This window comes from Pseudoflavonifractor sp. HNCC25GI2, from assembly GCF_058136395.1.
In genome coordinates this window covers 19,048-39,201 of record NZ_JBYUOW010000009.1, presented here as the reverse complement: position 1 = coordinate 39,201, position 20,154 = coordinate 19,048, and the positions used below count along the sequence as shown (strand labels likewise).

18 protein-coding genes are annotated in these 20,154 nt (G+C 61.5%); 14 read left to right on the top strand and 4 right to left on the bottom strand.

Annotated features, from left to right (window positions below):
- Positions 1 to 9 precede the first annotated feature (9 nt).
- From AC3YUO_RS10855 to AC3YUO_RS10840, 4 genes are all read left to right on the top strand, one after another.
- Complete coding sequence (locus tag AC3YUO_RS10855; RefSeq protein ID WP_489963052.1) at positions 10 to 4,167, top strand: VWA domain-containing protein; 4,158 nt, start codon at positions 10 to 12, stop codon at positions 4,165 to 4,167.
- 174 nt (positions 4,168 to 4,341) lie between these two features.
- The gene (spoIIP, locus tag AC3YUO_RS10850; RefSeq protein WP_489963051.1) at positions 4,342 to 5,526 is read left to right on the top strand and encodes a stage II sporulation protein P; all 1,185 of its coding nucleotides are present in this window, start codon (positions 4,342 to 4,344) and stop codon (positions 5,524 to 5,526) included.
- Positions 5,527 to 5,592: 66 nt separating this feature from the next.
- On the top strand, positions 5,593 to 5,763 hold the full coding sequence (locus AC3YUO_RS10845) for a hypothetical protein (RefSeq protein ID WP_489963050.1): 171 nt from the start codon (positions 5,593 to 5,595) through the stop codon (positions 5,761 to 5,763).
- Positions 5,760 to 6,227 (top strand): nucleoside deaminase, encoded by a 468-nt coding sequence (locus tag AC3YUO_RS10840; protein WP_489963049.1) that lies wholly within the window; start codon positions 5,760 to 5,762, stop codon positions 6,225 to 6,227. The genes AC3YUO_RS10845 and AC3YUO_RS10840 overlap by 4 nt, the downstream gene beginning before the upstream one ends.
- A 445-nt stretch (positions 6,228 to 6,672) precedes the next feature.
- Here AC3YUO_RS10840 and AC3YUO_RS10835 read toward each other — a convergent pair whose 3' ends face one another.
- From AC3YUO_RS10835 to AC3YUO_RS10820, 4 genes are all read right to left on the bottom strand, one after another.
- Positions 6,673 to 7,929: an acetyl-CoA C-acetyltransferase gene (locus tag AC3YUO_RS10835; RefSeq protein WP_489963048.1), complete on the bottom strand. Its 1,257-nt coding sequence runs from the start codon at positions 7,927 to 7,929 to the stop codon at positions 6,673 to 6,675.
- A gap of 290 nt (positions 7,930 to 8,219) precedes the next feature.
- On the bottom strand, positions 8,220 to 10,220 hold the full coding sequence (locus AC3YUO_RS10830) for a hypothetical protein (RefSeq protein ID WP_489963047.1): 2,001 nt from the start codon (positions 10,218 to 10,220) through the stop codon (positions 8,220 to 8,222).
- Complete coding sequence (locus AC3YUO_RS10825; protein WP_489963046.1) at positions 10,195 to 11,097, bottom strand: ABC transporter ATP-binding protein; 903 nt, start codon at positions 11,095 to 11,097, stop codon at positions 10,195 to 10,197. Before AC3YUO_RS10825 ends, AC3YUO_RS10830 begins: the two co-directional genes overlap by 26 nt.
- The gene (locus AC3YUO_RS10820) at positions 11,094 to 11,465 is read right to left on the bottom strand and encodes a GntR family transcriptional regulator (RefSeq protein ID WP_489963045.1); all 372 of its coding nucleotides are present in this window, start codon (positions 11,463 to 11,465) and stop codon (positions 11,094 to 11,096) included. The genes AC3YUO_RS10825 and AC3YUO_RS10820 overlap by 4 nt, the downstream gene beginning before the upstream one ends.
- 254 nt (positions 11,466 to 11,719) lie before the next feature.
- Here AC3YUO_RS10820 and proC point away from each other — a divergent pair, with 254 nt between their 5' ends.
- The 10 genes from proC (at position 11,720) to AC3YUO_RS10770 (ending at position 19,883) form a co-directional block, all read left to right on the top strand.
- Entirely contained in the window at positions 11,720 to 12,526 is an 807-nt protein-coding gene (gene proC / locus AC3YUO_RS10815; RefSeq protein ID WP_489963044.1) for a pyrroline-5-carboxylate reductase, read from the top strand.
- Positions 12,527 to 12,557: 31 nt separating this feature from the next.
- Positions 12,558 to 13,331 (top strand): glutamate 5-kinase, encoded by a 774-nt coding sequence (gene proB / locus AC3YUO_RS10810; RefSeq protein ID WP_489963043.1) that lies wholly within the window; start codon positions 12,558 to 12,560, stop codon positions 13,329 to 13,331.
- A gap of 38 nt (positions 13,332 to 13,369) precedes the next feature.
- Positions 13,370 to 13,621 carry a kinase to dihydroxyacetone kinase gene (locus tag AC3YUO_RS10805; protein ID WP_489963042.1) on the top strand — a complete coding sequence of 84 codons (252 nt, stop codon included), beginning with the start codon at positions 13,370 to 13,372 and terminating at the stop codon, positions 13,619 to 13,621.
- A 13-nt stretch (positions 13,622 to 13,634) separates the two neighbouring features.
- Positions 13,635 to 14,891 (top strand): glutamate-5-semialdehyde dehydrogenase, encoded by a 1,257-nt coding sequence (locus AC3YUO_RS10800; protein ID WP_489963041.1) that lies wholly within the window; start codon positions 13,635 to 13,637, stop codon positions 14,889 to 14,891.
- 128 nt (positions 14,892 to 15,019) lie between these two features.
- Positions 15,020 to 15,517: an HD domain-containing protein gene (locus tag AC3YUO_RS10795; RefSeq protein ID WP_489963040.1), complete on the top strand. Its 498-nt coding sequence runs from the start codon at positions 15,020 to 15,022 to the stop codon at positions 15,515 to 15,517.
- Between the two features lie 199 nt (positions 15,518 to 15,716).
- On the top strand, positions 15,717 to 16,400 hold the full coding sequence (locus AC3YUO_RS10790; RefSeq protein ID WP_489963039.1) for a GlgC family sugar phosphate nucleotidyltransferase: 684 nt from the start codon (positions 15,717 to 15,719) through the stop codon (positions 16,398 to 16,400).
- 126 nt (positions 16,401 to 16,526) lie between these two features.
- Positions 16,527 to 17,510, top strand: a complete 984-nt coding sequence (locus tag AC3YUO_RS10785; RefSeq protein ID WP_489963038.1) for a ribose-phosphate pyrophosphokinase — start codon at positions 16,527 to 16,529, stop codon at positions 17,508 to 17,510.
- An 89-nt stretch (positions 17,511 to 17,599) separates the two neighbouring features.
- Positions 17,600 to 18,193 carry an aminoacyl-tRNA hydrolase gene (gene pth, locus AC3YUO_RS10780; protein WP_489963037.1) on the top strand — a complete coding sequence of 198 codons (594 nt, stop codon included), beginning with the start codon at positions 17,600 to 17,602 and terminating at the stop codon, positions 18,191 to 18,193.
- A gap of 99 nt (positions 18,194 to 18,292) precedes the next feature.
- Positions 18,293 to 19,066 carry a hypothetical protein gene (locus tag AC3YUO_RS10775; RefSeq protein ID WP_489963036.1) on the top strand — a complete coding sequence of 258 codons (774 nt, stop codon included), beginning with the start codon at positions 18,293 to 18,295 and terminating at the stop codon, positions 19,064 to 19,066.
- A gap of 13 nt (positions 19,067 to 19,079) precedes the next feature.
- Positions 19,080 to 19,883, top strand: a complete 804-nt coding sequence (locus tag AC3YUO_RS10770; RefSeq protein WP_489963035.1) for a hypothetical protein — start codon at positions 19,080 to 19,082, stop codon at positions 19,881 to 19,883.
- Positions 19,884 to 20,154: the final 271 nt, after the last annotated feature.

The following is a 20,154-nucleotide window of genomic DNA, read 5'->3' as shown; positions in this document are numbered from 1 at the left end:
GAACGAAAAATGGCAATGAGAAGAAGACTGCAAAAAGTGTTCGCGTTGCTGCTGGTGGCCAGTATGACCATGAGCATGCTCACGGCGGGAGTGTTCGCAGAAGAGGGCGGTTCTTCGGATGCGGTTAAGCTGTCGTCGGTCACAATTCCTGAGAAGGACAAGAACATCTCTGTGGCTTATGGTACGGAGCTGGGGGATGTTCTGGAGAAGCTTCCCGGGACTCTGACGGGTACGGTTGAGGCGGCGGAGCCTGTCGATCCGCCGGTTGATCCAGTGGATCCCGATCAGTCTGAGGCATCTGAGGTGACTGAGCAGCCTGAGGTTCCCGAGCAGCCTGAGGTTCCCGAGCAGCCTGAGGTTCCCGAGCAGCCTGAGGTTCCTGAGCAGCCTGAGACGCCCGAGCAACCTGAGGTTCCTGAGCAGCCTGAGGTTCCTGAGCAGCCTGAGACGCCCGAGCAGCCTGTGGAGGGCGGTGAAGATGGAGTTCCCACTACTGTCATGCTGGCTGCGGTGCCCGGCGGTGAGTCGGATACTATCGTGCTGGGAGACTCCAATGAGCCCGAAACCGTAGAGGTTCCTGTTACCTGGTCCTGCGATCACTATGATGGCCGGACGGCCGGAGACTACACCTTTATCGCTACGCTGGGCGAGAGGTATTCCTATAGCGGCGATCCCCTTTCCATTACGGTGACGGTGGAAGAAAAACCAAAGGTTGACATTGAAGAGCAGTATATCATTACGCCGGAAACGCCGGATCCGAATACTGTGCTGAAGGCTGCGGCTGAGGCTAATGTTCCGGCGTTACTGAAGAGCGGCACATATGAAAAGGGCTTTAAGGCAGAAAATGTTACCCTTTATGTGGAAGGGAATGCTGTTATCAACGGCGGTATCACCCTGAAAAATGCAACTCTGGAGGGCTACACCGGCAGCGATATCCTGGACATTAAGGAGACTTCTGAAACCACAGTCAATACGGCAACGCTGAACTCTTTGACTGTGAATATTACCGGCGCAGCTCACAACTATTTGATTAATTGGGAGGGCGGTAATTTTACCCTGAACGATGCAGTCCTTTCTGCCAGCGGGAATACTAAAGGCTGTGGTCTGTATGCTGGTGGAGGAACTGCTGGCAGCAAGTTTATCGCCACAAACAGCGACGTTACCTTCAGCAACAACGTTCAGGGCAGCGGCGGCGGAGCCGGAATCTGGGCAAATGCAGATGGCAACTCGAACGCTGTATTTGAATTTATCGACAGCAGCCTGACGATGAATAACAATGGCCTGAATGGATTTATGGGCGCACCGGCTTCGTATTTGGGCGGCAACACCCCTACATTCGTTTTTGAGAATACCAATGTGACTGTGACTGGCAACGGAAGTTCCACAGATGACGGCGAAGGCGATGGTTTCAGCTACGGATATATCACCCTGCGCAATACAGGCAAGGGAGACTATACCTTTAACGTCAGCGACAACGACAACAACGGTTTGGACGGCGGAAGAGAAAATAATGCCGCACTGGATGCCGAAGGATACACCATCATTGCCAACGGGAATGGCAACATTGGTCTTAACATTTCCAAGTTAAATAAGGACCAATCCGCATCTACGATTAAGGATTGTACCGTTATTGCAAATGGAAATGGTTCTCATGGTATCCAGGTAAAGCAGCCGCTGAATGTGGTAAATTCCAGCTTTACCACCAATGAAAATGGCAAGGATGGATTTAGATTTTTTGCTTCCAGTGTTACGGCAAACTTTGATGCGAAATCTTCTGTCATTGCCAACGACAACGCAAACAGCGGTTTCTATTTTTATGGAACTGCCCTGTCGGCGGCAGAAGGCGCACAATTTGAGCTGTGCGGCAATGGCAACAGCGGACTTTATGTGTATCGCGGCAGTGTCGAGCTTGGAAACGCTGATGTGACCATCATGCACAATAGCTCCAACAGCTTTGGCGGCGGTATCTATATCTACAATAACAATGGATCTCTGACTCTGCCCGTAGGCGCGGCGGTATACAATAACGCTGCCAACAAGGCCGGCGACGACATTTACAGCAAGGGCACCATTACATTCAGCAAAGTTGGTTCCGAGTGGACTCTGGATGACTGCAGTCACGAAATTGATGGCTGGTATCAGGATGGCGCGGAACACCGCTGGTCCGCCCACTTTAAACCCCTGAATGCGGTAGAATTCAAGCAGTTCGAACGCAACGGCGTTGCCTTTGTGACAGGTGAGCTGTCCCTGAAGGCAGCTCATGGGCTGGTTCCCGAGGATTCCGAGCAGTCCGATTGGCAGACCTCCAAGTCCAAGACAGCCACCAACCTGGATTCCAACTATGAGTCCAAGGTGACGCTGGCGCTTCCCGCGGCGGAAGAGACTCTGAAATCCGACGTGGTATTTGTACTGGACAAGTCCACCAGCGCGGAAGTGGAGCGGCAGATGCTGGACATGCTGAGCGATTTGAACAACCAGGCTAAGGAAACCGGCGCTGTGATCAAGGTGGGCGTTGTGATCTTCAATAAGGTGGCGAACAATGTTCTGGAGCTGACCGAGCTGAACGACGCCAACCTGCCTGTCATCCAGCAGGCGATTGAGACGAAGATCTCCAGCGGCACCAATACCCACGCCGGGCTGCTGGCCGGTAAAGCTATGCTGGACGAAGATACTGGTGTAGACGCAAACCGGAAGTATATGATTTTCGTCAGCGATGGTATCACCTATATTTTTGACGAAGAAGCAAATTCCATTAACTCTCAGCAGATGACCAACGGCGAGTACGCGATTATGGCTGGCCCTGACTGCTGGGCAATCCGCCACTATGCAGAGGGCGGAAAGGATTACCTGCCTGAAAGCTTTGAAAGCTACCTGAACGATGTGGGACAGGATCTGGATATGGTCAAGGAGTATATCCAGCTTTACGACAATACCGCCAGCAACACAGACCTGCACATCCCCAGAGAAAATGGAACCGAGTATCCTACCTGTGTGGATGTGGCGCTCTATAAGACCTACAAGACCTATATGGAGGCTGTAGAGGCTGGCTATCGCTGCTATGCGGTTGCGGCTGACACCGGCGCTGCTTCTGACTATCCCTGGGGTCCCGCATTTATGAGCTATCTGGCGGACGGAGAGTCGGTTTCCTTCAAGGAAATTCAGAATGACATCTATTACCTTCTGGCTGATGGCTCCACAGTCAAGGATGTTATCGGCTACGGCGATGACTACAACTTCGACTTTGTCAACGACATGAGCAAGTTGTCCCTGACCGTGAACGGTGTGGAGCAGACCGTACGTGAAATCGAACTGCTCGATCCCATGTTCAGCGGCTCTTATGAGACTGCCCGCTACGCCTTTGGTGAGGCGAATGAGGAGGGTGTTTACCCCTACGTTCTCCACTATTATGCCAAGGGCGAGGATGGAAACTCCGACGAGTGCTTCCTGTGGGAGATCAACGTCCCCGTGAGCAACTTTGCTCCCGTGGAACTGACCTATTCCGTGAAGCTGACCAATCCCAAGACTGACCCCGGCACCTACGGACAGTATGACGAAGACGGCAGCAAGGGCTACGGCGGACTGTTCACGAATAAGAGCGCAACCTTGTGGCCCATTGATTCCAACGGCGTACAGATTGCGCCCGAGAACTTTGCCAAGCCCACCGTGTCTTACACCGTCAGCGGCGGAGGTGGCGGCGGCAGCAGCTACGACTACTACACCGTGACCGTGAACTACCTGGACAAGGACAGCGGCGACAAGATTGCTCAGTCCTATGTCAGCGCTTCCATCCGTGAGGGCCGCAGCTATGATGTGACCGCTTACGATGCCATTGCCATCGAGGGCTACACCTACGACAGCACCACCGGTGATCCCCTTACCGGTACCATGAACGGCAACAAGGTGATCAACGTCTGGTATGTGGCCGAGGACACGGACATTACCGACCCCGAGGTTCCCGGCGGCGAGCTGCCCGAGAATCCCGACGGTGGGGACGGAACCGATCCCGGTACTGACCCCGGCGTGGACATTGAGGATCCCGACGTGCCCACGGGCGAGGTGCCTGAGACCGGCGATATCTCCGGCCTGTGGCTGGCGCTGAGCGCCCTGTCCGGTACCGGACTGGCCGGCGTCACCCTGCTGGGCCGCAAGAAGCGGGACGAGGAGTAATTCCTGCCCCAAAGCGGTAAAAACCTAACCTTGAGACCGCGCCCCCGGCGTCTGCCGGGGGCGCGGCTTTTTATTTCCGGGAGGACTGCCTGTCCCGGCGGTCATATCCCGTTCTCCCGCCGCATAAGATGTCCATACACAGCCCGCGGGCCGGACAAGGAGGGAGACTATACTGTGGCGGAGAACAAAGGAAACGGACAAGTGGGACGTGCCCTGCGGCGGGGAGTTGCTCTGGGCCTGGCACTTATAGGAATTTGGGGTGTGGGCATGACGGTGGATTTTTCCAGCCTGAATGAGGCGGTGGCGGCCTGGGGCGCGGAAGGCGGAAGGGCAGTGGCGCTCATGGAGCGGCAGCTGGGGGCGCTGCCCGGGAGCGGGGAAGAGACCTTCACGGGGTGGGGGCGGCTTCTGCTGGGGCAGTCGGCGCTGCTGGCGGCAGGGGAGAAGGCGGTGGCCTCCGCCCGGGAGAGCCGGGGCGAGGACCTGGCGGGGCAGGACCCGGAGTTCTACGACCAGGACGGGGAGGACCAGGAGGAGCCCGACCTGCAGCCGCCCGCCCAGGAGGGGGACATTGTGGAGATGACGGCCCAGGGCAAGGAGGGCAGCCAGTACATCCGCCAGGACAACATCTATCTCTATAACCGCACCAGTAAGGCGCTGGATCCGTCGGTGCTGTCGGCGGGAACGGTGGATGTCCCTCTGGGGGAGGGGCCACAGATTTTGATTGTCCACACCCACGGCAGCGAGGCGTACAGCCAGACGGACGGGGACGTGTACGAGCAGAGCGACCCCTACCGTACCACCGACTGCACCCACAACGTGGTGCGGGTGGGGGAGGAGATCGCCACGGTGTTCCGGGCCCACGGCTTCCAGGTGGTCCACGACACCACGCTCTACGATTACCCGGCCTACAACGGGGCCTATGAGCGCTCCCTTGCGGCGGTGGAGGAGTGGCTTCGGCAGTACCCCACCATCAAGGTGGTGCTGGACGTCCACCGGGACGCTCTGGTGGGCAGCAACAACGAGATTTACAAGCTGGTGACCACCGAGGCGGGGGAAAAGGTGGCCCAGGTCATGATGGTCATCGGCAGCGACGAAAACTCCGGGGCCCATCCCCGGTGGCAGGACAATCTGGCCTTTGCGGTGCTGCTCCAGAAGGAGCTGGTGCGGGGCTATACCAGCCTGGCCCGGCCCATCGTACTGCGCAGCAGCAGCTACAACCAGCAGGTATCCCCCGGCTCCATTCTGGTGGAGGTGGGCGGCCACGGCAATACCCTCACCGAGGCCATCAACGGGGCGCGGATGTGGGCGGACAATGTGGCCCGCACCCTTCAGACCCTGAAGACAGGGCAGGGGTGAGGGCCAAAAGAGAGCGCTTGAAAAAGCCCCTCTTTTTGTGTAAACTGAGGCAAAGGGGGCAGAGACATGAAAAAGTTTGAATATAAGTTCGCGGACATCAAGACCCCGCTGGGGCTGGACTGGGGGAAGAAGCTCCGGGAGATGGAGCAGCAGTGGAATCAGCTGGGGCAGGAGGGCTGGCAGTTCTGCATGAGCGGAAACGGCGTGCTGGTCTTTATGCGGGAGATTGAGGAATGAGCCACGAGGACTATATGCGCGAGGCATTGGCGCTGGCCCGCCAGGCGGCGGAGGAGGGCGACGTGCCCGTGGGCTGCGTCATTGTAAAGGACGGGGCGATTGTGGGCCGGGGCCGGAACCGCCGGGAGGAGCGGGGGGACGCCACCGCCCACGCCGAGCTGGAGGCCATCCGGGACGCCTGCGGGCGGCTGGGCAGCTGGCGGCTCCACGGCTGTACCCTGTATGTCACTCTGGAGCCCTGTCCCATGTGCGCCGGGGGCATCATCAACGCTCGGATTGAGACGGTGCGCTACGGGGTTCGGGATGAGAAGGCGGGCTGCTGCACCTCGGTGCTCAACCTCTTTGAGGAGCGGTTCAACCACCACCCCCGCATCTACCAGGGGCCGCTGGAGGAAGAGTGCCGGGCGGTGCTCCAGGATTTCTTTGAACACTTACGGGGTGCGGACCCCTTGGAAAAGATTTAAAGCTTTTGTAACAATTGAAGGTGTCTTTTTTAATAAAACGCGGATATACTGATACTCGCAAGGCAAGAACATCTTTTCATTCTATCCTCCAATTTTGAAGGACCAACGGGTCGCTCCGTTGGTCCTTCCTCCTTTTTTCCGGCACGCACAGAGGAAAAAAGAAGAAAATTCCTCCAAACCGGGGGATATTTAAAACTTATGTAACAACTTTCGTTGGAATTGTTCACAACTTCTGTGTATTATAAAATCTGCAAGAGACAGTTCGTTTCATTTTAATCCTCTTTTTCAACGGTAAGACCCGGACGCTTTGGAGCTGGCGTCCGGGTTTTGCTATGTCCGGAAGTGCCGAATTATATACGAAAACCCCCGGGACTGCCGCGTCCCGGGGGTTTTCGCTCTATGAAATTCCTGCCAGATCACAAGGCAAGGCAAGTGCAGGAATGACTCAGCACTTCTCGAAGATGGTGGCAACGCCCTGGCCGCCGCCGATGCACAGAGTGGCCAGACCCTTCTTGGCGTCGTCGCGCTTCTGCATCTCGTGGAGCAGGGTGACGATGATACGGGCACCGGAAGCGCCCACGGGGTGACCCAGAGCAATGGCGCCGCCGTTGACGTTGACCTTGCTCATGTCGAACTTCAGCTCGCGGGCCACGGCGATGGACTGGGCAGCAAAGGCCTCGTTAGCCTCGATGAGGTCCATGTCCTCGATGGTCAGGCCGGCCTTGGCCATAGCCTGACGGGAAGCGGGCACGGGGCCCACTCCCATGATCTTGGGATCCACGCCGCCCTGGCCCCAGGAGACCAGCTTGGCCATGGGCTTCAGACCGTACTTCTCCACGGCCTCGCCGGAGGCCAGGATGATGGCGGCGGCGCCGTCGTTGATGCCGGAGGCGTTGGCGGCGGTGACGCGCTGCTGACCCTTGTCGGGGGACTCCTGAATGCCGGTGGGCTCAAAGGTGTGGACAACCTGGGGAGCGGGGGACTCGGGACCCACGGGGAAGGCGCCCTTCAGCTTGGCAATGCTCTCGGGGGTAACGCCGGCGCGGGGGAACTCGTCCACCTTGAACTCCACCATCTGCTTCTTCTGCTTCACCATGACGGGAACGATCTCGTCGTTGAAGCGGCCGGAGGCCAGAGCAGCCTCAGCCTTGTTCTGGGAGGAGGCGGCGAACTCGTCCAGCTCCTGGCGGCTGATGCCCCACACGTCGCAGATGTTCTCGGCGGTGGTGCCCATGTGGTAGTTGTTGAAGGCGTCCCACAGGCCGTCCTTGATCATGGTGTCGATGACCTTCTTGTCACCCATGCGGGCGCCCCAGCGCTCAGCAGGCAGGGCATAGGGGGCAGCGGACATGTTCTCGGTGCCGCCGGCCACCACGATATCGGCGTCGCCGGCCAGAATGGTACGGCCGGCCTCGATGACGGACTTCATGCCGGAGCCGCACACCATGCCCACAGTGTAAGCGGGAACAGAGGCGGGCACACCGGCCTTCAGGGCAGCCTGACGGGCCACGTTCTGGCCCAGACCAGCGGTGAGGATGCAGCCGAACATGACCTCATCCACCTGCTCGGGCTTCACGCCGGCGCGGTTCAGGGCCTCCTTGATGACGATAGCGCCCAGGTCAGCGGCGGGGGTGTCCTTCAGGGAGCCGCCAAAGGAACCGATGGCGGTACGGCAGCAGTTGACAACATAGATTTCCTTCATAGTGTCTGAAACCTCCAAATTTTGGTTTTGACGCCCCAGAGGACGCCCGGAATTTCCGCTCTTATGCTGATTATATCGGAGCGGGCCCCAAAAAGCAATCAATTTTTCTGCGCTTTCTGGCTGCATTTCTGTCTGAGAGTGACAAGAGCCCCCGAAAACGGGGCGAAACCCTCTCCCTTTCCCACAAAATCGTTAAAATTTTCACAAAAATTTGAATTTGAACTTTTTTCAAAAAAACGCCGCCCGGGGCAGGTGCTCCGGGCGGCGGAAGAGGGGGATGGGCAGAGGGTTCAGCCCAGAGGATAGACTTCGGCGCTGGGGCCATCCGTCTGGGGCTGGCTCTGGGTGCCGGGAAGGGCGTCGACGGTGCTCTGGTGGGCGATGAGGTAGTACTGGGTGTTGAGACCGCCGTACTGCTCCAGCCAGGCCAGGGTGTTTTTTGCGTTGGGGGTCAGGGTGATGGACAGGTCGGAGGAATAGGTCTTTTCCACGTTGCCTGAGAGGTCCTGGGTCAGCTCAAAGGTAAAGCGCAGGTCGGTTTGATAGGTGTTGTCCCAGCGCTCCTGGTCGGGAATGGCGTAGCGCACGCCCAGAGTGCCCGCGGCGAAGTCCTCCTGTACGGCCTCCCACAGCTGCTCCAGCTGCTGGGGGGTGGCGCCCTCCAGATAGTAGGGGTCCTGATACTGGGGGTCCTGGCCGCTGCCCTCGGCCCGGGGCAGCTCCACCCCGGAGAGGCAGACCTCCACCAGGCGGCCCGCCCCATAGTGGTCAAACGCATAGGCCTTGGCCACCAGCTCCCGGTTCTGGAGCAGAGCGAAGTACTGTCCGGACACCGTGCTGGGATCCTCCGACTCGCTGCGATAGATGGGAATGGAGTGATACTGGCGGTTCACAGTGGTGCCGTTGCCCAGAGTATAGTAGAGGGACAGGGAGAAGTAGTTGTCTCCGGGGTCGTAGGAGGGGGAGTTGTACTGGGCCCGGTCCCGCTGGGCCACCACGGCCTGGTGCAGGGCGATAAAGGGCGCCATATCCTCCGGGTCGGTGAGCTCCAGCACCAGCTGGCGGCCGTCGTCGTAGGGCTCGCCCAAGTCCAGCACAACGGAGAGGGAGGCCACCTGGTCCGCCTTGGGGACCCGGGTCTCGATGCCGAAGACGTCGGCAAAGCAGCCCCCACACAGAAGGCTCATGACCACCAGGGCAATGAGGCCACGCTTCCAGGCGCCCAGCACCCGGAAGGACTTTTTCAGCAGCATCTCGGCGGCGAAGAAGCCCACCACCGACCACAGCACCACGCACACGGACAGGAAGGCGGCGTTGTCCGACCAGGAGAAGAACAGGGAGGTGGCCATGCCGAAGGAGAGGCCCACGCAGAAGGTGACGCCCCACTGGAAGATGGGGCGTACCACCCGGAAGGAGACCACGTCTCCGGCGGACTCCACGTGCCGGCGGCGGTAGAGGAGGAGGGCCAGCAGGGCCAGCACCAGTCCGGCCACGGCATAGCCGGCCACGGTCAGGGGGGAGGCCAGCTCATAGGAGATGGGAACTGTGGTATAGTCGGCCGCATCCACAACCTGCCAGCGGCAGGCGTCGGACAGGGTATAGAGGGGGGTGAGCAGGTCCATCAATGCGTAGGAGGCGGAGGTGCTGTACCCGTAGAAGAACTGGGAGAAGAGGAGGGTCAGCAGGCCGTACAGCCCCCACACCAGACCGTTGAGGATGGCATAGAAGGCGGGAAGGGCCAGCAGGTGGCCGGTAAACATGGCGCAGAAGGCGGCAAAGGAGAAGAAGAACAGGAAGGTGGCACTCTGGACCAGCAGCCAGATGCCCAGGCAGGACAGGGCCTCCAGCCAGGCGTCGGGGGGCAGAAGCACCATCTCAATGGCGGCGGTGCACAGGGCCACCGCCAGGTGGGGCAGCAGGCCGAAGGACAGTCCGGCCAGGTACTGGGTGGTAAAGAGACCCTCCCGGCGCAGAGGCAGGGCGTGCATGGCGCAGCTGGAGCGGGCGTTGTAGAGGTAGCCGAACACCGCCATGGCGCACAGCAGGCCGAAGATGCAGGACACCCACACGCCGAAGGACAGCCAGGAGGGGAATTCCTGGGCGGCCGACAGCATCCAGTCCTGGACGTCCACGGCGCCGTAGCCCCGGGAGCGGCCGCCGACAAACTGGTTGAGCAGATACAGGGGCAGGGCAAAGGTCCACGCCGCGGCGTACAGGGCCCACAGGGGCCAGAACCGGCCCATGGTCTTGCGCCACAGGGCGGCATTAAAGAACGATGTCCCGGACCGCATAGTCCTCACCTCCCAATTCATAGATAAAGATTTCCTCCAGGGAAAGGGGCAGAGCCTCCATCAAAATGGGGTTCAGGGGGGCCATGCGGGCCTTGATGTCCGCGGGGCTGCCCCGGAGAATGAGGGTAAACACCCGGCCCACCTGGGCAGTGTGGAGGATGTGAAGGTCCTTGGGGAAGGCGGGGGGCTCCGCCTGAGCGAAGGCGATCTGCAGCTTCACAATGTTGTCCTGCAGGTCGGTGAGGGAGCGCTCCAGCAGCACCTTGCCGTGGGAGAGGATGCCCACGTGGTCGCACACATCCTCCAGCTCCCGCAGGTTGTGGGAGGAGATGAGCACCGTGGTGCCCCGCTGGGCCACATCCCCCATGAGGAGGGACCACACCTGGCGGCGCATCACCGGGTCCAGGCCGTCCACCGGCTCATCCAGCACCAGCAGCTTGGGGGCGCAGCACAGGGCCAGCCAGAAGGCGCTCTGCTTCTGCATGCCCTTGGACAGGCGGCGGATGGGCTGGCGGTCGTCCACCTCGGGGAAGGCCTCCCGCAGGGCATGGTACCGCTTGTCGTCAAACTGGGGGTAGATCCCGCGGTAGAACTTCATCATGTCCCGGGTGGAGGCGGAGTTGAAGTAGTAGAGCTCGTCGGGAATGACGGCGATGCCCTGTTTGACGGCGGGGTTTTCATAGACCGGCTGGCCGTCCACCAGCACGGTGCCCGAGTCGGGGCGGTAGACCCCGGCGATGTGGCGCAGCACCGTGGACTTGCCCGCGCCGTTGGGGCCCACCAGGCCGTAGATGGAGCCGGGCTCCACCGTCATGGTCAGACCGTCCAGGGCCCGGAAGCCGTCGAAGGTCTTGACCAGATTGTTTACCTTAATCATTGGGTACATCCCCCTTCCTTTGCCCGCACCCGGGCCCGCAGCGCCTCTCCCGTCAGACCCAGGAACAAAAGCTCCGCCGTGGTCTGGTCAAAGACCTGCAGAAGCTCCTCCTTCCGACGTCCGTCCACCCCTGTGTGGGGGGCGGCGAAGGAGCCCTTGCCGGGCACCGAGTAGAGGTAGCCCTCGGCCTCCAGGGCCTCGTAGGCCCTCTGAATGGTATTGGGGTTGATGGCCAGAGAGGAGGCCATGGACCGGACCGAGGGGAGCTTTTCTCCCTCCCGGATGGCGCCGGACACCATCAGCCGGCGCAGCCCTTCCTTTACCTGTTCGTAGATGGGGCGGGCGTCCCGGTAATCCAGATTCAGCATGGATGCCGTCTCCTTTCCCACAGGTCCGGCGTTGGCCGGACAAACTGTATGAAGTGTACTAGTACACATTAGTATAAGGGAGGCCCTGTGGAAAAACAATTAAGAAGCCTTTAAGATTTTCTTACAAATGGAAAAGCGGGAAAAAGTATGACAAAACCTTAACAGAACAGCCCTTGAAACTCTTGACGGCTATGGTATGATAAAGGTGAAAAGAAGCCCCCGGCCCCGCCGGGCGGTAAGGAGGATACAATAAAATGTTTCAATCCATCGGATTTATCGGCACCGGGCATATGGGCTCGGCTCTGGCCCGGGCGGCGGCCAAGGGTGCGGCGGGTGTGCCGGTCTACCTGTCCAACCGTTCGCCGGAGAAGGCTGAGAAGCTGGCCGTCGAGCTGAATGCCAAGCTGTCCGATAACCGGACGGTAGCCCAGCAGTGCCAGATTATTTTCCTGGCGGTGAAGCCCCAGATGATGGCCCGGGTGCTGAAGGACCTGGCGCCCACGCTGGCTGCCCGGAAGGAGCGGTTTGTACTGGCCTCCATGGCCGCCGGCCTGACCGCCGAGACCATCCAGAAGATGGCCGGGGGTAAGTATCCTGTTATCCGCCTTATGCCCAACACCCCGTCGGCTGTGGGCGCAGGAGTGGTGCAGTACTGCGGCCTGGACGTGACGGAAGAGGAGCTGGAGGCCTTCGGGGCGCTGCTGGCTCCGGCCGGCCTGGTGGACCGGGTGGAGGAGCGGCTTATTGATGCGGCCAGTGCTGTATCCGGCTGTGGCCCGGCCTTCCTCTATCTATTTCTGGAGGCTCTGGCCGATGGCGGCGTGGCCTGCGGCCTGCCCCGGGACAAGGCCCTGGCCTACGCTGCCCAGATGGCCCAGGGAGCGGCGAAGATGGTGCTGGAGAGCGGTCAGCATCCTGGTGCCCTGAAGGATGCGGTGTGCTCTCCGGGTGGGTCTACCATCCAGGGCGTGCGCATCCTGGAGGAGCAGGGCTTCCGGGCCGCTGCCATGAACGCGGTCATTGCCGCCTACGAAAAGACGCTGGAGCTGGGCAAGGGCTGAGGCCCGCCCGGTGGAAAATGAGGTGTAGTTCTTGAGAATTGTAGTGAAGGTGGGTACCTCCACTCTGGCCCACGCCACCGGGCGGCTGAACATCCGCCACGTGGAGGAGCTGGTGAAGGTGCTGTCCGACTTGAAAAACGCGGGGCACGAGCTGATTCTGGTCTCCTCGGGAGCCATTGGCATGGGAGTGGGCAAGCTGAACCTGCCCGGCCGCCCCACCGATATGCCCTCCAAGCAGGCCGCCGCCGCTGTGGGCCAGTGCGAACTCATGTATACCTACGACCGGCTCTTTACCCAGTATAACCACACTGTGGCCCAGGTGCTGCTCACCGGGGAGGACGTGGACCACGCCGACCGGCGGCAGAACTTTGAGAATACCATGTTCCGCCTGCTGGAGTTGGGGGCTCTTCCCATCATCAACGAGAACGACACCGTGGCCACCGCCGAAATCAAGGTGGGCGACAACGACACCCTGGGCGCCATTGTGGCCTGCTCGGTGGGGGCGGACCTGCTGGTGCTGCTCAGCGACATCGACGGGCTCTACACCGCCGACCCCCGCACCAACCCCAACGCCCGGCTGCTGCCGGTGGTGGAGGAGGTCACGCCGGAGATTGAAGCTCTGGCCGGGGGCAAGGGCAGCGACCTGGGCACCGGAGGCATGGCCACCAAGCTGCGGGCGGCCAGGATGGCCGCCGGGGCGGGCTGCGACATGGTCATCGCCAACGGCGAGCACCCGGACGTGCTCTATGACATTGTGGAGGGCAAGGACGTGGGCACCCGCTTCCTGGCCCGTCCCAGGGGATAAATTACAATCCAAAACGTATAAATGAGAGGGGATATTCCATGCTGGAATTTAAATTTGACACCCAACTGCTCATGGAAGGCTGCACGGTGGACGAGGATGACGTGAACGACTACATCCGCACCCACTTCGCCGGGGACTGCCTGCTGGTGGCGGGGGACGAGGAGGCCATGAAGCTCCACTTCCACACCAACGAGCCCTGGCAGGTGCTGGAGTACTGTGCCGGTCTGGGGGAGATCTACGACATCGTGGTAGAGAACATGGAGCGGCAGGAGAACGGCCTGAAGGGCTGAGGGAGGAAATACCATGACGACAATGGAGCTGCTGGAGCGGGCCAGAGGGGCCAAGGGAGCCATGGCTCTGGCGGATACCGAGACGAAGAACCGGGCCCTGCTGGCCATGGCGGACGCCCTGGAGGCGGACCGGGAGACCATTCTGGCCGCCAACACCCAGGACCTGGAGGCAGCCCGGGGAACGGTGTCCGAGGTCATGCTGGACCGGCTGGCCCTGAGCCCGGAGCGCATCGCGGGCATGGCCCAGGGCATCCGGGAGGTGGCTCAGCTGCCCGACCCGGTGGGGGAGGTGCTCCAGCGGGTGGAGCGGCCCAACGGCCTGGTGATTGAGCGGACTGCGGTGCCCATGGGGGTCATCGCTATCATCTACGAGAGCCGCCCCAACGTCACCTCCGACGCCGCCGCCCTGGCGCTGAAGGCGGGCTCCGCCTGCGTGCTGCGCAGCGGCAAGGAGGCCCACCGCTCCGCCGCGGCCATCGTGGCCGCCCTGAAGCGGGGCCTTCAAGAGGCGGGCCTGCCCGCCGACGCCCTGGAGCTGGTGGAGGACACCAGCCGGGAAAGCGCCAACGAACTCATGCGGGCCCGGGGCTATGTGGACCTGCTCATCCCCCGGGGCGGCGCGGGGCTCATCCGGGCCTGTGTGGACAACGCCGCCGTCCCCGTGGTGGAGACGGGCACCGGCATCTGCCACATCTATGTGGATAAAAAGGCCGATTTGGACATGGCTTTGAACATTGTGGAGAACGCCAAGTGCTCCCGGCCCTCGGTGTGCAATGCCGCCGAGGTGTGCCTGGTGGACCGGGCGGTGGCCCCGGAGTTCCTGCCCCGGCTTCAAAAGCGGCTGGTGGAGGAGCGCCGGGCGGCGGGTCTGCCCCCGGTGGAACTTCGTTTGGACAAGGAAGCCGCGGCTCTCATTCCCGGCACACCCGCCGGGGAGCGGGACTTTGACACCGAGTTTCTGGACTACATTCTGGCCGTGAAGGTGGTGTCGGGGGTGGAGGAGGCCATGGCCCACATCGCCGCCCACTCCACCGGACACTCCGAGTCCATCATTACCGCCGACGAGGCGGCCGCCCGGGTCTTCCAGGCGGGAGTGGATTCGGCGGCGGTCTACTGGAACGCCTCCACCCGGTTTACCGACGGCGGGGAGTTCGGCCTGGGCTGCGAGATGGGCATCTCCACCCAGAAGCTCCATGCCCGGGGCCCTCTGGGCCTGCGGGAGCTGTGCACCTTTAAATACGTGATTCGGGGCGGGGGCCAGGTGCGGTAAGGAAAATCATACCGCTTGCCCTTTGCCCGGGATGTTGTATCATAGAAGCAAAGCCATTTGGTTGCCGGTCCGGTTTCAGCCGGGGCGGGGACGTTTCCACCACACGTTTTGAGAAAGGACTGATTCCAATGAATCGTTTTATGCGGGAGTTTATTCAGACCACCGGCGAGCTGCTGGAGAGCGATCAGGTGCGCATGATGGGCCGCTGGAAGCACCACGGTCCCATCAGCACCCTGGACCATTCCCTGTTTGTGGCCTACCTGTCCTTCCGGGCGGCGCGGTTCCTGGGTCTGGACGAGCGGGCAGCCGCCCGTGGAGGATTGCTCCATGACCTGTATCTTTACGACTCCAAGGACAAGTCCGCCCACCCCGGCTGGCAGTGCTTTGACCACCCCCGGGCCGCTGCCCGCAACGCGGAGCAGCTGACGGAGCTGTCCGATAAGGAGCGCAACATCATCCTGTCCCACATGTGGCCTTTGGGCGGGCCTCTGCCCCGTTCCCTGGAGGCCTGGCTGGTGGACCTGGTGGACACCATCTGTGCGGGGCTGGAGGTGTCGCGCATCTACCATCCCGCCCGGCTGCGCAAGCGTCTGGGCGTGCAGCCTCTGGCTGCGGTCCCCGGCTGAGATTTGTACCTTGCCGCCCTGCAAAACCACGGCTTTGCAGGGCGGTATTTTCCTGCCCTGCCGCAGATTGCCCAAAAATTGTAGAATCGGGCCCAATTTAAAAATTTTTTTCTTGCCACCTCTGAAAATTACTGGTAATATGCTATAATGTCTTTGAAGGCGGCCGGCAAGGCCGCGCACATTCAGGAGGTTATCGCCTATGAAGGATCACAGCGCTGCTCTGGCGGCCAAGCGGGAGCAGCTTCTTGAAGCAGGCGTGGAGATGATGGATCCCTCCGCCGTCTATGTGGAGGACACCGTCACCGTGGGGGCGGGCACGCTGCTGCTGCCCGGCACCATTCTCCGGGGGAACACCACCGTGGGCCCCAACTGCCAGATTGGCCCCAACGTGATGCTCACCGACTGCACCGTGGAGGAGGGCTGCACCATCAACGCCTCCCAGTGTGAGGAGAGCGTCATCCGCAAGGGCTGCCAGATCGGCCCCTACACCCACATCCGGCCCCACTGTGACGTGGGAGAGGGCTCCAAGATCGGCGCCTTTGTCCAGCTGAAGAACTGCAACCTGGGCAAGGGGACCAAGATGGCCCACCTCACCTACGTGGGCGACAGCGACGTGGGAGAGAACTGCAACTTCGGCTGCGGCACCGTCACCTGCAACTACGACGGGTTCAAGAAGTTCCGCACCACCATCGGAAACCACGTCTTTGTGGGCTGCAACACCAACTTTGTGCCCCCGGTGACCATCGGGGACGGGGCCTATATCGCCGCCGCCACCACCGTCACCCAGGATGTGCCCGCCGACGCCATGGTCATCGGCCGGCAGCGCCAGCAGGTGAAGGAAGGCTGGGCCGCCGCCAACCGGGAGAAAAAGGGCAAGAAATAACTTCTGTCCACTGCGCCGGGCACCGGCGCCCGGCGTTTTAAAAAGCGCCCAACAACGGAAAACAAGGGCGGGCCGGACTGCACAGAGCCCCGCCGCGCCCTAATGAAAAACGGGAGGATAAGATTCATGATCGCACACGGGAAGGATATCAAGGTATTTACCGGCAATTCCAATCCCCAGCTGGCCAAGGACATCTGTAAGGAACTGGGGATTCCCCTGGGCAACTCTGAGGTAGGAGCCTTCTCCGACGGGGAGAACTTCGCCTCCATCTACGAGACCGTCCGCGGCTCGGACGTATTTGTGGTGCAGTCCACCTGCTCCTTCGAGAAGGACGGCAAGCCCGGCACCGTCAACGACGCTCTCATGGAGCTGCTCATTATGATCGACGCTCTGCGCCGGGCCTCTGCCGGTCGAATCACCGCCGTGATTCCCTACTTCGGCTACGCCCGTCAGGACCGCAAGACCAAGCCCCGTGACCCCATCTCCGCCAAGCTGGTGGCCAACCTCATCACCACCGCCGGCGCCGACCGGGTGCTGACCATGGATCTCCACGCCAACCAGATCCAGGGCTTCTTCGACATCCCGGTGGACAACCTGCTGGGCTCTCCCATCTTCGTGGACCACTTCGTGAAGAAGTACGCCGACTGCCACGACGACACCATGGTGGTGTCCCCCGACGTGGGCAGCGTGGCCCGCGCCCGCGCCTTCGCCCAGAAGCTGAGCATGCCTCTGGCCATTGTGGATAAGCGCCGTCAGAAGGCCAACTCCTCCGAGGTCATGAACATCATCGGCGAGGTGAAGGACAAGCACGTCATCCTTCTGGACGACATGGTGGACACCGGCGGATCCCTGTGCCACGCCGCCAAGGCTCTGGTGGAGATCGGCGGCGCCAAGGACGTCACCGCCTGCGCCAGCCACGGCGTCCTCTCCGGCCCCGCTGTCCAGCGCATCACCGACAGCGTGCTGGACGAGGTCATCTTCCTCAACACCATTCCCCCCAAGTCCGGCGTGCGCTGCGACAAGATCAAGTATATCTCCGTGGCTCACCTCTTTGCCGAGGCCATCAGCCACATCTATATGGAGACTTCCGTGTCTCCGCTGTTCCTGTAAGGGACGGCATCCCTGTAAGATTGCGTCAAGCAGAGGGGCGGGCAGCCTTGCCCGCCCCCGCTTTGTATGTAGGTAAGTGAGGCAAGCATATGTTTTTTAAGCGTGATTCCGGCGGGGCCTCCTGGCTGCTGGTGTGCCTGGGCAACCCCGGGGACAAGTACGAGAATACCCGCCACAACGTGGGCTTCATGGTGGCCGACGAGGTGGCCGAGCGGCAGCACGCCCCCATCCAGAAGCTGAAGTTCAAGGCTCTGACCAACCTTCTGACTATTTCCGGGGAAAAGGTGCTGGTGATGAAGCCGGTGACCTATATGAACCTGTCGGGGGAGGCGGTGCGCCCGGCGGCGGACTTCTATAAAATACCCCCGGACCACGTCCTGGTGGTCTCCGACGATACCGCCCTGGCGGTGGGCAAGCTGCGCATCCGTAAGGGTGGCTCCGCCGGGGGGCACAACGGCCTGAAGAGCATCATCCAGCACCTGGGCACCGACCAGTTCCCCCGCCTGCGGGTGGGTGTGGGGGAGAAGCCCCACCCCGACTACGACATGGCCGACTGGGTGCTGGGCCACTTCCAGGGGGAGGACAAGAAGGCCATCGACGCCTCCGTCAAGCGGGCGGCGGACGCCATCGAGTGTCTTTTGAAGGAGGGCCCCGACCGGGCCATGAATAAGTTTAATGGCTGATGAGGGCCGCCTAAGAAAAATTTAAGAAAAACCCACCGCCCATTTTAAAGTTTGTGTGCTATTCTGGCTCCAAAGTATGGTAAACTGGAGGAGACTGGCATGAAAACACTGAAAAAGCTGCTGCTCACCAAGGCCCGGATGCTGTTCTGGCTGTGGTACCTGCCGGGAGTTGTGTGGCTGATATGGATGAGTGCCACCCGTCCCGATCTGGAGGTGGCGCCCCTTTTCCTGTTTATGGTGTGGGTGGTGCTGGGCTCTTGGGCCATCAACCTCTCCGTCGCTCTGATGCGCCGGCCCGCCCTGCGGGCCTTGGACGAGGACTGTGACCCCGAGCCCCTGCTGGAGCTGTGTCAGGCGGTCATCCGCCAGAACCGCCAGGTGGTGTCCTACCGGGTGCTGGAGGCCTGGGCCCTCACTCTGCTGGGCCGGGAGAAGGAGGCCCTGGCCTCCGCCAATCTGGTGGAGGGCCGGTGGAAGCTCAAGCGGTCGGCGGCCCTGGTGCTCACCTGGTGCGCTGTTCTTCCGCCGGACGATCCCCGGCGGGAGAAGACCCTGAAGCACATGTCCAAGGGATTGTTTGTGCGCAGGAAGTTCCGCCGGGCGGCCAAAGAGATGTTGGAGTGGAGCGAGACGGTGTCCAAGCTGGGGGAGAGCGCCCCGGAGCTGGAGCCCATCCTGCTGGAGCGGCTGGAGGCGGCCCGGTGTACCCGGGACCAGGTGGCCGCCCACATGGTCCTGGGGGTGTACTACTGCCGGCGGGGGCAGGTGGACAAGGCCCAGGAGCATCTGAGCTTTGTGGTGGCCCACGGAGGAAAGCTGGCCATCCGCGTGGAGGCGGAGCGGATGTTGTGTCATTTGCCCGCAACGGAATAAGGGAGGAAGCGCCATGTCCTGGCTGCTGAAGTATTACAAAGGGATTTACATCGTCCTGGTGGCGGTGGGCGTGCTGTGTACGTACCTGTCCCTGTGGGGCACCGCCGTTGCCACCGGGTATTTTATTCTGGTGCTGGCCAGCCTGGTGCTGGGCGGCCGGTGGCTGTCCCGGGCGGTGAGCCGGGGCGTGGTGGAATTTTACCGGGACTGCGACCCGGAACCGCTGCTGGAAAACTGTGACCGGCTGTTGGCGGGGGCTGGAGACGGCCGGGGCGGCTATCTGCTGGCCCTGCGCTGCAACCGGATTTCCGCTCTGCTGGCCCTGGGCCGGCGGGAGGAGGCCCGGGCGGAGCTGGATCGCTTTGCCGACGCGCCGCCCCGGGAGAAGGGCTCCCCGGCCGCTGTTACCCTGCGGTGGAACCGGGCGGAGCTGAACCTGGAGGAGGAGCGCCTCCAGGGCATGGAGGGGGAGCTGGAGGCCATCTCCGCCATGGCTCAGAAGGTGCGGGTGCCCAGCCTCTTTGGAGGTGTGACCTTCCCGGAGCTGATGGACTGGCACGTGGAGCGGGGCCGCTGCCTGCTTCTGCTGCGCACCGCCGGGCCGGTGCTGGAGCTGCTGCCCCGGCTGAAGGAGCTGCTGAACAAGGCACCCTGTACGCTCTATCAGGTGCAGGCCATTATGGACATGGCGGAGTACCACCTGGCCCGGGGCGAGACGGACCAGGCTCTGTCCTGCCTGCGGCTGGTGGCGGAGAAGGCTCCCAAGCTGGCCATAGGCGCCCGTGCAAAGAACAAGCTCAGCCACATGGGCTTCTAACCTCGCTTTCTTGAAAGAAAGCTTGGCAAAGAACTTTGTGCGAAGCTGCGCTTCGCCTCTGCGCCCGTAAGAAAACATTCAGGCAGGAGTGACATTGTACGTCGCTCCTGCCTGTTTTTTTGTGCTTTTAAGTTGGTTCAGGGGTGGTCACCCGCTGCATCAGATTACGGAAATTCCGTAGGGGCGGATACCATCCGCCCGCCTTGCCGGGCCGCATGCTGGACCGTTGACTGCCTGGTATGGGTTCCCTCCGTAGGGGCGGCCTGTGGCC